Here is a 12,827-nt window from a genome sequence, read left to right on the forward strand (position 1 = left end):
GTTCCTACAATGCCGCCAACCGGCGTTCTACTTTCGTCAAGAAGGCCGCGCGATCGGCATCCGTCGTGTGGTTCATGTTGTACAACTGTTGCCACACCACCTTGCACCGCCGATTGAACAGGATGCGCAACCCGCGCGTCCACAGGCTGCGTCCGGGATCACGGATCAGCCGGATCCACCACCACGGACTGCCCGAGGTCGTGATCCCCACGAACAGGCGGATATGGGACATTTTCGGCTTGGTCCGCCGCTGCTTGCCTTCGGCAATCTCGAACGTGATGCCCGGCAGCCAGACGCGTTCCAGCCATCCCTTCAGCATGGCGGGGGGGCCATAATACCATGTGGGATAGATCACCACGATCCCTTCGGCCCATTGCACATCCGCCACATGATCGGGGTGCTTGGCGATGATCCTGTCGGTACGGTCCAGATATCCGGCCCATTCCTCTTCCGACAGGACGGGGTTGAACCCCTCCCGGTACAGATCGTGGCAGCGCAGATCATGGCCCGCCGCACGCAGGGTGCGGCAGGCGGTTTCATAAAGGGCAGCGCCATAGCTTTGAAGGCTGGGGTGCGCAAAAACGACGAGCAGGCGCATGTCGGGGCCGTTACTTCATCAGGTCCATGCCAACCTTTTGGTTGACGAATTGGTCCGTGGCGACCTTGGAGATATCGACCGACCCCTCATCCAGAATGCCCGCTGCAACCACGGTATCGTAAAAGCTCTGCACCCGGTCCATGTCGATCGCCCCGATACCGACCTCGGCCTGATAGCCGGATCCGACGATGCCCATCGCCAGCAGCTGCTTCACCTCGGCGTCCAGCCCCTCGGCCGTCATGTCCGGGTTGGCCGCCATGATCGCCTCATTGCCAAGCGTCGGATCGTTGTACAGGTAATTGTACCAGCCGATGGTCGAGGCATCGATGAACCGCTGCACCAGATCGGGGTTGTTCTCGACCATATCCACCCGCGCCTCGACCGTGGAGGCATAGGTGTTCCAGCCGTAATCAGCCAGCAGGAAGGTATCCACCGGTGCGCCCTGCTGTTCGGCATACAGCGGTTCGGATGTGGCGTAACCCTGCTGCACCATCTTTTCATCGTTCAGAAAGGCGGCAAGATTATAGCCATAGGGACGAAGCTGTTCGTCGGTGAACCCCTGCGTGGCGGTCATCCACTGCCAGTAGCTGAACTGGCCATCCTTGCTGACCAGCACCTCCGGCGCATTCGCCAGATCATCCCAGCCGTCGTACTGGCCCTTGTGCGCGATCAGAACCTGCGGGTCCTTTTCGTAGTAGGAGGCCACGACGATCGTGGGGATTTCATTGCGCACGTTATCGAAGGACAGCAGCAGGTTGCCGGTCATCAGAAAATCGATACGGCCCGCTGCCAGCATCGGGCGGTTGTTCACCTGCGGGCCGCCCTGCTGGATTTCGACATCAAGCCCGTATTTGTCGTAGGTGCCATCGGCCAGCGCCTGATAAAAGCCGCCCTGGCCACCCTGTGCCAGCCAGTTCGTTGCGAAAACCACCTTGTCCTGCGCCATGGCCCCTGTGGCAAAGGTGGCGGCAATGGCCGTAATAGTCCAGTGCTTCATCATCTGTGTTTTCCTGTGTTGGATCAGTCTTTTGCCATATCGGCGGTCCATCCCCGTGTTTTTCCGGGGTTCATCAATCCGTGGGGGTCGGCGCGTTTCTTGAAATCGATCTGCGCCGTATCGATTTCCTTCATTCCGCCGTCCTCGATGGTGATGGCATGCGGATCGAAGATCGTGCAGCCGTCCAGACGCTCCATCTCCTCGATGATTTCGTAGGTGCGTTCGCGGCTGGTCCACCGCAGGATCGGCAAGGCAAAAATCTGGATGTCGCCGTCCATGCGGGCCATCTCGTGGTGGAAATACAGCTCTTCGCCATAGCGTTGCTGCTGTCGCAGGGCCAGCGCAGGGTCAAAGGGGCGCGGATAGGCCACCTGCAGATAGGTCCATTCCCCGCGTTCATGTTTCAGCGCCTGCAATGTGGTGTGGTTCCAGCCGAACTCCCACGTGGGGGGCAGCTTCGCCGCCTCCAGATCCGGCAGGGATTTCGACACGGTCACATGACCGCCATGGGCCACGACCTTCGCGGCAAAGGCCTCCACATCGGCGGGGGCGATCATGGCAAAGACCGCATCGCGATCCGAAGGGAAATATTCCGCCACCCGCTTGTAGAACCGCGCGAAACGGCGCTCCACCACTGTCATCAGATAGGCGTCGATCCCGCTTTCCTGTGCATCCGCAGCGCAGGAAAGGGCGGCGTCATACCCGTCGAACAGGGCGATCGTGTGCTGCCAGTCCACGAAGGGCATCAGCGCGTAATCCATGGCCGTGATGATGCCGTTGGTGCCATAGGCATGCTGCACCTTCAGGATGTCGGGCCCGTGCAGGTCGATGAGCTGCGGCTCTTCCTCGACCGTTACGACGCGCACATAGGTGACATTGCCTCCGTCGCGCAGCATGCCGTTGCGCAATGATCCGATGCCGCCCGACCCACCGGACATGAAGCCGCCGATCGTGGCCAGCCGCTTGGTCGAGGGGAACATGGTCAGCATCTGGCCCGTGGCCGCCGCGGCAGTTTCCAGCGCCTCGATCCGTGCCCCCGCCTCGCACACCATGCGGCCATCGGTGATTTCCAGCACGCGGTTCAGCTTGGTCATGTCAAGGATGATGCCCCCCTCCATCGGGACGCATTGGCCGTAATTGCCGGTGCCACCGCCGCGCACGGTGATCGGGATACGGTGTTTTGCGGCGGCTGCGGCAATGGTGACCACCTCTGCCTCGGTGGTGGGAAGGACAAGGATCTGGCCCAGTTTGCCGTCAAGCTGTTCGGTCAGGATCTGGGAGTACCAGTAATAATCCTTCGACTTCACCTGCAAAACCCGTTCTTGGTCCTGACAGGCAATACCGCCAATTTCGGCGCGGAATGCCGCGATACGGTCTGGGGAAACTGTCATGCGGCGTCCTTTGCTATGGTCTGGTTCTGGCCGGCCCTGATGATGCGGCGCTCTGTGTGGGGGGCGCGCAGGGCCTCGCCCCAATCGGCACCTGCAATCAGCAGCAGATCCGCAGCGGCGCCGACGGCCAGTTCGGGTTCGGGCAGCCCCATCGCACGGGCGGCATCGGTCGAAATGGCACGCACCCATTCCGCGGGTTCCAAATGGCCCGCCAGACACGCCAGCCGGAGCGTTTCGACCGGATCATAGCACCCGCGGGGGTAGAACGGATCGGCAACGTTGTCGGCCCCCAGCACCACGGTCACCCCTGCCGCCCGCAGTTCGTGCATGGGGGCAAGGCCGCGCAGGCGCGGGCTGCGGCCGGGCTGCATATCCTGCAGGTGCAGGTTCGTTGTGGGCAGCACGGTCAGCATGACCCCCGCGCGTGCGGCAGCATCCATGGCACGGGCCGCATCCTCTGCCGGCCTGACCGAGAGCGAGCAGGCATGGCCGCAAAGCACGCGGCCCGCCATGGCGTATTTCGCCGTCATCGCCACGATGGTATCAAAGCCGCACGCATCCGCCGACAGCCCTTCGTCCACATGGAAATCCAGCATCATGCCGTACTGACCCGCAAGGCGGAAAACACGCTCCACCTTTGCGGCAAGATCATCGTTGCAATAGACGAAGCATCCCAGAACACCGCCGCCATCGGCCACTTGCCGCGCGATCTTCGGCCCTTCCTCGGGATCACCCAGCAAATCGAGCGGAACCAGTACCGCGCGCTGGATTGTCATCCGCCCTGTCCAATCCGTTGCAAGGTCGGCCAGCGCGTTCCATGCCACGGGGGCGGCAGGCTGTACCCAATCCACATGGGTGCGCAATGCGGTCAGACCGTGGGAACGGGCCTCGGCCACGCCGCGCGCCGCCCGTTCATACACATCCGCAGCGGTCCAGCCCTCAGCATCGGCGCGGATGGCCTCGATCGCGCCGAACAGGCCCGGCTTTATGGTGGGGCAGCGGCGGATCGTGAATGTCTTGTCCAGATGCAGATGCGGATCGACGGGCAGGGGCATGGCGACGGCGGTGGCGGGCCCTGCGGTGGGCGTGATGGCGGCGATCCGCCCCCCGGCCATGGTCAGTGCCACCGTCCGGCCACCAATGTCGATACGGGAAAGATCAATGCTCACGGCGCAGCTCGCTTTCGTGCCAATGCCCCAGAACGCGGCGCGACGCCCATGACGTCAGAAAGAAGATGACGATCCCCAGCAGGGACACCAGCACCAGGGCCGCAAACATCCGCGGGATTTCACTGCGAAAGGAGGATTCGATGATCCGGCTGGCCAGACCCGTATTCTGCCCCGCAGCCCCTGCCACGAATTCGGCCACAACCGCACCGATCAGCGACAGACCGCCCGCCACCTTGAGCGCCGACATGAACTGCGGCAGCGCCGAAGGGGCCAGAAGAAAGCGCAGGCGCTGCCACGGCGTCGCGCGATACAAGGTAAACAGATCGCGCAGGTTATGATCCGCAGAGCGCAGGCCAACCACCGTGCCCGACAGAATAGGAAAGAAGGCGACGATCCAGGCGCAGATCAGCAGGGCTGCAAAGGTGGAATGCACGTAGATCAGGATCAGCGGGGCAATCGCCACGACCGGCGTAACCTGCAGGATCACGGCAAAGGGAAACAGGCTCAATTCGATCGTGCGCGACAGGGCAAAGATTCCGCCCAGAATGACCCCGCCGATAACTGCAAGCAGCAGCGACATGAAGGTGAGTTTCACCGTGAACCACGCCGAAACCATCAATGACGGGCCGTCCGTGATCAGGGTTTTCGCAATCACGCTGGGGGCGGGGATCAGATAGCGGGGCACCTCGAAATACCAGACCGCCCATTCCCAGTAGCCGATGGCCGCCGCCAGCATGGCGATGGGCATCAGCCACGACAGCAGGCGCTCCCGCCGCTCGCGGGCCTCCTGCTCGGTATTGATCGGGGCGCCTGTTTCCTCAGTGGTCAAGGTCGTCGACATGCAATGTCCCTTTCAGAATATCGGAAACGCGCTGTGCTTCTGTGGCAAAGGCGGGGCTGGTGCGCCAGTTCTCGTCGCGCGGCCACGGGGTCTGCATCGGGATGTCCGCCGCCACGCGCCCCGGCCGGGCCGCCATGACGATGATGCGGGTGGAAAGATAGACGGCCTCGAACACGGAATGGGTGACGAAAATGACCGTCAGCCCCAGTTCCTTTGCCAGCCGGACCACATCGTTGTTCAGTTTGGACCGTGTCATTTCATCCAGCGCGGCAAACGGCTCGTCCATCAGCAGGATGCGCGGCCGCGTAACCATTGCCCGCGCGATGGAGACGCGCATCTTCATCCCGCCCGACAGGGTGCGCGGATAGCTTTGCGCGAATTTGGTCAGCCCCACCTCGGCAAGGATCGCCATCACGCGCGGCTCGGCCTCCCGTCGTTTCATCCCTGCCAGACGAAGCGGCAGAAAGACGTTGTCGAACACTGTGGCCCAGGGCATCAGCGTCGGCTCCTGAAAAACGAAAGCCAGATCGTGTTCCGACGCGCCGGTGGATTTCGCGATTTCAATCGTGCCTGCGCTGACGGGTAGCAGCCCTGCGATCATTTTCAACGCCGTCGATTTTCCGCATCCCGACGGGCCGAGAAAACTGACGAATTCACCCGGCTGGATATCCAGCGTCATATTGTCCACGGCCAGAACATTGGCCCCGAACCGGCGCGTGACACGGTCCATCCGGATCACGGGGGCGGTCATGCATAGGCCTCCGGGTCCGCTTTGGTCTGAAGGAAAGACAGCGGGGTGTCATGCACCTCTCTCAGCAGCGCCACGATTTCACGGGCGGCATGATCGATGAATGCCTGCCCCTTTTCAGCCGTCGCCTTCGTGGCATCGCCGCAGGCACCGGCGGCATTCATGTCTTGCGCCTGCCATCCCAGTTTGCCCGAGGGTGACAGCCCCAGATGCCGGCCGGGCAGTCCGGCAACAGAGGCCGGAAAATTGCGCGCATGATCCATCTGCACCAGATCGGGGTGCAGCGCGCGCATCACGGATGTTTCCATATCCCCCGCATGGATGCCAAAGCGCTGTTCGTCGGGCGTCAGCAGGCCTTCGGGCGTGCCCATGGCGAACCAGTTGGCACCGACCGTCAGCATGTCGTGCTTGATACGCAGATCACGGGCGACGATATCCATGATCGCGATCTGCCCACCATGCGAATTCAGGAAGACCAGCTTCCGAACGCCCGCAGCCGCCACGCAATCTCCGATCTCCATGTACATGGAGATCAGCGTTCGGGTAGAGAACGTGAGCGTGCCCGGCCAGGCGGTATGCTCGGTCGATTTGCCAACGGGCATCGTGGGCAGGAACAGGGCCGGAATATCTTCGGGGATCAGGGGCACGGTTGCCGCAACGATCCCGTCCACTATCGCCTGATCCACCGACAGCGGCAGGTGGGGTCCGTGCTGTTCGGTTGCCCCGATGGGCAGAACCGCAATCAGGTTCTGCCGGTCCAGGGCTGCAAAATCCCTTGCCGTATAATCTGCCCAAAATCGATGCTGCATGCCGGTGCCCGCCCCATTCCGTTTGACTGCCTTGTTCGCCAAGGCCCCAAGGGTGCGGATGTGGCCACGGCGCGATCGCTATTGTTGCCTTGTTGTGCCCCCAAGGATGCCATCCGAACCCTGTTGATTGAGCAGAGCGGGGCATCAAACGGTGCAATCAGTCAAACCAAATGGTTTGTTGAACCGGCAGAGCGTCATTTCAGGTTACTATTTGGGCGAAAAACGCAGGAAATGGGCGAAATATATTCGATATATGCATTTTGGTGAGGGTTAGGACCGTGGAGCGTCACAGCCTTTGTTGAGGCAACTGACCTTACCCAAGGCGGGCATTTCGTACGAACAGTGGCCGATGTTCTGGGTTATTCACCCCTATAGAGGCCCGCGATCTGTGAGCATTAAACGATTTGCGCATAACTATATGAATAATAGTACTTTTAAAGAATTTAGAAGACGTGTCATGCGGGAAAGTTGACGGCTGTCAACATTCCCGCATAACGATCATCTGATAAAATATACTATTTGACAAAAACTTAGGCCACGTTATGGGCCGATTTCCTGCTGTGCCGGATTTCTGTTGCCAGACGCGGTCGCTCCGCTGGCACGTCTGTCAAAAGCACATAGAGGCATGCGCCATCCTGTTGATCCCGATGGCTTATGAACACCATCAACCCACATACCATTCTGTAAGAGGCCAAGAGATTTCGTCGGGGGCAATAATATGAATAATACCCTCATGTCATGCACTTATCATCAACATTTATTCACCACATCTCTGACGTATGACACAATCTGCATGCACCCCTGCCGAAAAGTGACCCTACGTAATTGACATAAATTCCAAATATGATATTTGTAAAATCCATATATGGAGTTTGAGTCGATGTCTGCCGAGCGTACTCTGCAAATTCTGGAATATCTGATGGCTTCGGGGTCCCGCCCCGTGAAGCAGGTGGATATCGCCCGGGATCTGGACATGTCATCGGCCACCTTGAACCGGATCATCCGGACCATGTCGGATCGGGGCTACCTGTTCCGGACCAGTGAGAAATACTGCATTCCGAACTTCCAGCTTCTGCTGACCGTGCCCATGTCGGACCGCTATCTGGCGGTGCTGAACACACGGATCGCCGAACTTGCCACGAAGGTGAACGCCTCGGTGGAGGTGATCGTGATCGTGGGGCACGAACTGCTTTGGCATTCCTGTGTGAAACACCCCGATCCGCAGATTTCCATCCGGGCGAAGGCCGGTTTCCGGCGCGGGATCTATGAACTGGATGCGCTGGCCACCTTGTATCTGGCCAGCCTGCCGCAGGATCACCTGAAGGATCAGGTCGCACTTGAGGGGTTTTTCCAAACCGGGCAGGACGAAGGCAGCAAGATCAGCATTCTGGGAGAGGCCGAGGTGTGCGCGCGGATCGAGGATGCCCGCGGTGCAGCATTCCTGTCTGACCCCGCGCCGAACCACCTTGGCATCCGCCGTTTTGCCATGCCCGTGTTCAACCACGATGGCAGCCTGCTGCATCTTCTGTCCATTGCCGACAAGGTCGCCGAGGGGGTGGACGAGGCGGCGATGCTGGAACTGTACCGTAACGAACTTCTATCCGTCGGGGAGACGCTTCAGGCCCAGCTTGCAAGCGAGGCGGATGAAAACCGGCTGTCCCGCAATCAGGGGCGGCTGACATTCGAAGGTCTGCCCGTGCGTTAGCGGGCCGGTCAACGGGGTGGAGGCCCCGAATAAAAAGGGAGGAGACGATTATGAAGCTTACCAGACGTGGCACTCTGTCAGGTATGGCTGCGACGGCGGCTGTTCTGGCGGCACCGATGCGGGTCCGCGCTGCGACCGGGGAAATCAACGTCATGCTGTTTGCGCAGCCCTATACGCAGGGATTGCGCAACATCGCCGCCGATTTCGAAAAGGAAACGGGCATTCGCGCGAATGTCGATGTCGTGGGGCAGGATGTTTTCGAAAGCCGGATCAACCTGACCTTCACCGGTGGCACGGGTGAGGTGGATGTGGTGCATGTCCCGGCGATCCAGGCCCAGAAATGGCGCGAGGCAAGCTGGATCAGGCCGGTGGACGATTACCTTGATGCCCTGACCAGCCGCAGCGACCTGCTGAAGGGCCCGATGGATTCCTATCTGGTGGCGGGGCAGCAATGGGGCGTTCCCTTTGCGGCGGGCGTCGGCATGATGGCCTACCGCAAGGATCTGCTGGACCGCGTTGGCAGCGGCGCGCCCGATACATGGGCCGATATGCTGGCCGTTGCCAAACAGATCCACTCCGATGATGTTGCCGCCGTTGCCCTGCGTGCGGCACCGGGGCAGGGCTTCAACATGTTCATATTCCCGATGTTCATGCGGGCTTATGGCGGCAAGTTCTTTGCCGATTATGTCGGGGGTGATCTGACACCGGCCGTGAATTCGCCGGAAAACCTCGAAGCGCTGAAGATCTACATCGACCTTCTGAACAACTACGGCCCGCAGGGTGTCGGCACCTTCAATTTCCCCGAGATCACCGCCTCCATGCAGAACGGCCAGGTGGCCATGACGATCGAAGGCAGCGGTGTTGTCAGCCTGATCATCGATCCGGCCACCAGCAAGTACGCCGACCAAATGGGCATTGCGGTTCCGCCCGGCGGTCCTGCCGGCAGATCGCCCGCGATCGCGGTACATGGCATGGGCATTCCCGCCAGTTCCCGAAACCCCGACGGCGCCGCGCGTTTCATCAGCTGGGCCACAAGCACCGAAACCGTCCGCAAGATCGCGCTAAACGAACCCTTCATCGATTTTGTGAACGGATCGCTTGCGCGGGACAAGGATCTGGTGACCAAATACGGCAATATCCAGCCGGATCTGCTGAACGTCCGGGTCGCCGCGCTGGAACAGACGATCGGCCATTACCGCCCGCTTCTGCCCAACTGGGATGAAATCGGTGCGGCCATCGGCGAGAACGTCAACGGGGCGCTCAACGGGCTGTATTCACCTGAAGATGCATTGGAAGCCGCGCAGGACGAGATGGAGATGCTTGCGAGCTTCTGACGCCTGTCACCTGCAGGGCAAAGACCGCCCATAGGTCATTATCCAGGATAAAATCATGACAACAAAAGCAGCTGGTCGCGCCAGCGCTGAAAGCACGCGCGCCTACAGGAACATGCTGTTGCCTGCCCTGATTGCGGTGACGGCATTCGGGATTGTCCCGTTGATGGGGATGTTTGCCCTGTCGTTGACGGATTACAATCTTATCAAGGGGTCCAGTGGCCACTTCGGTCTGGATAACTTTTTCCGGCTTTGGCAGGACCGCCGGTTCGTGAACTCGGTCTATGTGCTGGCCGCCCTCAGCCTGCTCGGCGTCGCCTTTCAGGTGGTGCTGGGTACGGCGGTGGCGGTGGGCCTGCAAAAGATCGTGCCGAAGTGGAAATTCGCCCGAAGCCTGTTTCTGGCCCCCTATGCCGTGCCGCATATCGCGGTGGCACTGGTGTGGCTCTCGATCTTCACGCCCACACTTTCCCCCATCAATGCGTTCTTCGATCTGTTCGGCATTACCGTGCCCACGATGCTGACATCCCAGAACGGTGCCATCGCCGCAATCGTGATCGCGGACACATGGGCCACCTATCCGTTCGTGATGCTGCTGATCCTGGCCGCATTGAACGGCATTTCCGATGATCTGGACGAGGCATCCGCCCTTGATGGTGCCAGCCGCATCCAGAGCTTTTTCTACATTACCCTGCCGCTGCTGTTTCCTGCGCTGCTGATGGTCACCCTGTTCCGCTTCATCGACACGCTCAAACATTTCCCGCTGATCTTCGTGATGACAAAGGGCGGTCCGGGGCGTTCGACGCAGGCCACGAACTTCTATGGCTATGTCCAGACATTCCAGAATTCGAACGTGTCCTACGGGGCTGCCATTGCGGTGTTCCTTTTCGTATTCGCCGCGATCGTCAGCTTTTACGTGGCCCGGTTGAACGTGAGGTTGACCAATGGATGACAAGAGTTTCGCCTATCGTGCCAAGAAGGCTTCGGGCATCGCGATGATGCTGGCCTTTCTGGCCTTTGCCGTGCTGCCGATACTGTGGGTGCTGATCCTGTCGCTGCGCCCGGCCACCGCCCTGTTCGAGCCTATCTGGGAATCGCCCACGAACCTGACCTTCGACAATTTCAGGGGCATTGCCGATTCAGGCTTTCCGCGCGCATTGCTCAACAGCTTTCTGACGGCGGGCATCGCCACGATCCTGTCGATGATCGTGGGTGTTCCTGCGGCCTTCGCACTGGCCAAAAGCAGGCTGCGCGGCAAGTTCGTGGCCTCATGGGTGCTGCTGCTGCTGCGGATGGCCCCACCTGTGGGCTTCGTGATCCCGCTGTTTCTGATCTATATCAACGCGGGGCTGATCGATACATATCCGGGCCTGATCATGGCCTATATGACGCTGACACTGCCCCTGGTGGTGTGGTCGATGTGGACGACATTCGCGCAGATCCCGAACGAGCTGATCGAGAGTGCGCTGATGGACGGTGCATCGCTGGCCAAGGCGCTGGTGCTGGTGGTCATTCCCGCAGCCCGTCCGGGTGTGGTTGCGGCTGCGATCCTCGGCTTTCTGATCGCATGGAACGACTTCTTCTTTGCCCTGATCATCACGCGCGGCAGCACCGTTACCGCACCTGTGTCGATCATGAACTTCATTTCGTCCGACAGTGTGGACTGGGGCTCCATCGCGGTGGCCGCGATCTGTGTCACCCTGCCCATCATCCCGGTCATGGTCATCGCCAACCGCTATATTGTCCAGTCGCTCAGCGGTGCGGTGAAAGGTTAACAACATGAAAAAACAACCGAATATCGTTTTCATCATCACCGATCAGCAGCGATACGACACGATCAACGCCCTTGGCTTTCCGCATGTCGAAACGCCCAATCTGGACAGGTTGGTGCAAGAGGGGACCAGCTTTGACGGTGCCTATGTCACCTCTCCCTCCTGCTCCCCCTCACGGGCGTCGCTGTTTTCCGGCACCTATCCGCATACCAACGGGGTGTTCCGGAACGACGAGACGTGGTCGGCCTGCTGGGTGCAGAACCTGAACGATGCAGGATACCGCTGCGTGAATGTGGGCAAGATGCACACATGGCCTGTGGAAGGTGCCTTTGGCTACCATGAACGGCATGTGGTGGAAAACAAGGACCGCGCCCATCCGAACCTGCCCTTCTATCTGGACAATTGGGACAAGGCATTCTGGACACGCGGCTTTGAAAAACCCAGCCGGGTGACCCACAGGCGGGGGGCGGCCTATGCCGACAGCCTCGGGGCCTTCACATGGGATCTGCCCGAGGATCTGCATTCGGATGTTTTCGTGCCGCAATTGGCCTGCATGTGGCTGGACCGCTATTCGGGGCAGGAGCCGTTCTTTCTGCAGATCGGCATTCCGGGGCCGCACCCGCCCTATGATCCCACAGCGGAATATCTGGAGCGTTATGATGATGTTGCCATGCCGAAGGCCATTCTGGATTATGATCTGGACAGCCAGCCTGCGCCTTTGCGGGCCTTGCGGCAGAACCATCTGGAGAACGACCATGACGCCGTTGTCCACCTGACCGACCCGACCGAGGCGCAGCTTGACCGACAGCGCCGACACTATTTCGCCAATGTCACCATGATCGATGCGCAGGTAGGCAAGATCATCGACGCGTTGGCCCGCCGCGGCGTGCTGGAGGATACGATCATCGTGTTCACCTCGGACCATGGCGATTCCCTGAACGACCACGGCCATTCGCAGAAATGGAACATGTACGAACAAAGTGTCCATGTTCCTGCCGTGGTCTGGGGGGCTGGCATCCCCGGGGGGCGGCGCATCGATGATCTGGTTTCCCTGATGGATCTGGGGCCGACCGTTCTGGAGCTAGCAGGGGTCACCCCCCCCGGATGGATGGAGGCGGAATCCCTTTGCCCCTATTTCCGGGACACGGCACCTCCGGCACGGGACTGCGTCTTTGCCGAACACGCCCGTGACAAGATCCTGACCGAAACCGCCTTCATGACGATGGTCCGGTCAAAGGAATGGAAACTGGTCCATTTCGTGGATTCCGCCGAAGGCCAACTGTTCGACCTGCGCCATGATCCGGGGAACGGGTGAACCTGTGGTCTAGTGCCGAATGCGCATCCGTAAAGCGGGATCTTCTGGACAGGATCCTGAACTGGCGCATCCAGAGCGATATGAAAACACAACAATTCCGTCAGGCACTTTCGGGTGCCAACGTCGCGCCTGCATGAATTAGGGAGGACCA

At 60.2% G+C, this 12,827-nt stretch carries 13 protein-coding genes; 6 read left to right on the top strand and 7 right to left on the bottom strand.

Going from position 1 to position 12,827, the window contains the following annotated elements; translation table 11 throughout:
• Positions 1-4 precede the first annotated feature (4 nt).
• The 7 genes from TR36_RS12490 to TR36_RS12520 are packed head-to-tail and all read right to left on the bottom strand — an operon-like array spanning position 5 to position 6,553.
• The gene (locus TR36_RS12490) at positions 5-598 is read right to left on the bottom strand and encodes an NAD(P)H-dependent oxidoreductase (protein WP_045392906.1); all 594 of its coding nucleotides are present in this window, start codon (positions 596-598) and stop codon (positions 5-7) included.
• A gap of 10 nt (positions 599-608) precedes the next feature.
• Positions 609-1,598, bottom strand: a complete 990-nt coding sequence (locus TR36_RS12495) for an ABC transporter substrate-binding protein (protein ID WP_153010561.1) — start codon at positions 1,596-1,598, stop codon at positions 609-611.
• A gap of 20 nt (positions 1,599-1,618) precedes the next feature.
• A complete protein-coding gene (locus TR36_RS12500; protein ID WP_062763387.1) occupies positions 1,619-2,986 on the bottom strand; it encodes an FAD-binding oxidoreductase in 1,368 nt (455 codons plus the stop codon).
• On the bottom strand, positions 2,983-4,155 hold the full coding sequence (locus TR36_RS12505) for an amidohydrolase family protein (protein WP_045392900.1): 1,173 nt from the start codon (positions 4,153-4,155) through the stop codon (positions 2,983-2,985). Before TR36_RS12505 ends, TR36_RS12500 begins: the two co-directional genes overlap by 4 nt.
• A complete protein-coding gene (locus TR36_RS12510) occupies positions 4,145-4,996 on the bottom strand; it encodes an ABC transporter permease (protein WP_045392898.1) in 852 nt (283 codons plus the stop codon). The genes TR36_RS12505 and TR36_RS12510 overlap by 11 nt, the downstream gene beginning before the upstream one ends.
• Positions 4,974-5,747, bottom strand: a complete 774-nt coding sequence (locus tag TR36_RS12515) for an ABC transporter ATP-binding protein (RefSeq protein ID WP_045393183.1) — start codon at positions 5,745-5,747, stop codon at positions 4,974-4,976. The genes TR36_RS12510 and TR36_RS12515 overlap by 23 nt, the downstream gene beginning before the upstream one ends.
• Positions 5,744-6,553 carry a creatininase family protein gene (locus TR36_RS12520; RefSeq protein ID WP_045392894.1) on the bottom strand — a complete coding sequence of 270 codons (810 nt, stop codon included), beginning with the start codon at positions 6,551-6,553 and terminating at the stop codon, positions 5,744-5,746. The genes TR36_RS12515 and TR36_RS12520 overlap by 4 nt, the downstream gene beginning before the upstream one ends.
• 880 nt (positions 6,554-7,433) lie before the next feature.
• On the opposite strand from TR36_RS12520, the gene TR36_RS12525 reads away from it, so the two are divergent.
• From TR36_RS12525 to TR36_RS15945, 6 genes are read left to right on the top strand one after another with little or no spacing between them, the layout of a single operon-like run.
• Positions 7,434-8,258 (top strand): helix-turn-helix domain-containing protein, encoded by an 825-nt coding sequence (locus tag TR36_RS12525; RefSeq protein ID WP_192841355.1) that lies wholly within the window; start codon positions 7,434-7,436, stop codon positions 8,256-8,258.
• 50 nt (positions 8,259-8,308) lie between these two features.
• Positions 8,309-9,592, top strand: a complete 1,284-nt coding sequence (locus TR36_RS12530) for a sugar ABC transporter substrate-binding protein (protein ID WP_153010562.1) — start codon at positions 8,309-8,311, stop codon at positions 9,590-9,592.
• A 55-nt stretch (positions 9,593-9,647) separates the two neighbouring features.
• A complete protein-coding gene (locus TR36_RS12535) occupies positions 9,648-10,541 on the top strand; it encodes a carbohydrate ABC transporter permease (protein WP_045392885.1) in 894 nt (297 codons plus the stop codon).
• Positions 10,534-11,364 carry a carbohydrate ABC transporter permease gene (locus TR36_RS12540; RefSeq protein ID WP_045392882.1) on the top strand — a complete coding sequence of 277 codons (831 nt, stop codon included), beginning with the start codon at positions 10,534-10,536 and terminating at the stop codon, positions 11,362-11,364. Before TR36_RS12535 ends, TR36_RS12540 begins: the two co-directional genes overlap by 8 nt.
• A 4-nt stretch (positions 11,365-11,368) precedes the next feature.
• Positions 11,369-12,676: a sulfatase gene (locus TR36_RS12545; RefSeq protein ID WP_202814430.1), complete on the top strand. Its 1,308-nt coding sequence runs from the start codon at positions 11,369-11,371 to the stop codon at positions 12,674-12,676.
• Positions 12,673-12,813 (top strand): hypothetical protein, encoded by a 141-nt coding sequence (locus TR36_RS15945; protein ID WP_202814431.1) that lies wholly within the window; start codon positions 12,673-12,675, stop codon positions 12,811-12,813. Before TR36_RS12545 ends, TR36_RS15945 begins: the two co-directional genes overlap by 4 nt.
• The last annotated feature ends 14 nt before the right edge of the window (positions 12,814-12,827 follow it).

The organism is Falsirhodobacter sp. alg1 (assembly GCF_000739715.2).
GTDB lineage: Bacteria > Pseudomonadota > Alphaproteobacteria > Rhodobacterales > Rhodobacteraceae > Falsirhodobacter.

What these genes read in the sequence shown, in the direction of transcription:
- TR36_RS12490 (WP_045392906.1), bottom strand. Translation starts at nt 598, where the DNA reads ATGCGCCTGCTCGTCGTTTTTGCGCACCCCAGCCTTCAAAGCTATGGC.
- TR36_RS12495 (WP_153010561.1), bottom strand. Translation starts at nt 1,598, where the DNA reads ATGATGAAGCACTGGACTATTACGGCCATTGCCGCCACCTTTGCCACA.
- TR36_RS12500 (WP_062763387.1), bottom strand. Translation starts at nt 2,986, where the DNA reads ATGACAGTTTCCCCAGACCGTATCGCGGCATTCCGCGCCGAAATTGGC.
- TR36_RS12510 (WP_045392898.1), bottom strand. Translation starts at nt 4,996, where the DNA reads ATGTCGACGACCTTGACCACTGAGGAAACAGGCGCCCCGATCAATACC.
- TR36_RS12515 (WP_045393183.1), bottom strand. Translation starts at nt 5,747, where the DNA reads ATGACCGCCCCCGTGATCCGGATGGACCGTGTCACGCGCCGGTTCGGG.
- TR36_RS12520 (WP_045392894.1), bottom strand. Translation starts at nt 6,553, where the DNA reads ATGCAGCATCGATTTTGGGCAGATTATACGGCAAGGGATTTTGCAGCC.
- TR36_RS12525 (WP_192841355.1), top strand. Translation starts at nt 7,434, where the DNA reads ATGTCTGCCGAGCGTACTCTGCAAATTCTGGAATATCTGATGGCTTCG.
- TR36_RS12530 (WP_153010562.1), top strand. Translation starts at nt 8,309, where the DNA reads ATGAAGCTTACCAGACGTGGCACTCTGTCAGGTATGGCTGCGACGGCG.
- TR36_RS12535 (WP_045392885.1), top strand. Translation starts at nt 9,648, where the DNA reads ATGACAACAAAAGCAGCTGGTCGCGCCAGCGCTGAAAGCACGCGCGCC.
- TR36_RS12540 (WP_045392882.1), top strand. Translation starts at nt 10,534, where the DNA reads ATGGATGACAAGAGTTTCGCCTATCGTGCCAAGAAGGCTTCGGGCATC.
- TR36_RS12545 (WP_202814430.1), top strand. Translation starts at nt 11,369, where the DNA reads ATGAAAAAACAACCGAATATCGTTTTCATCATCACCGATCAGCAGCGA.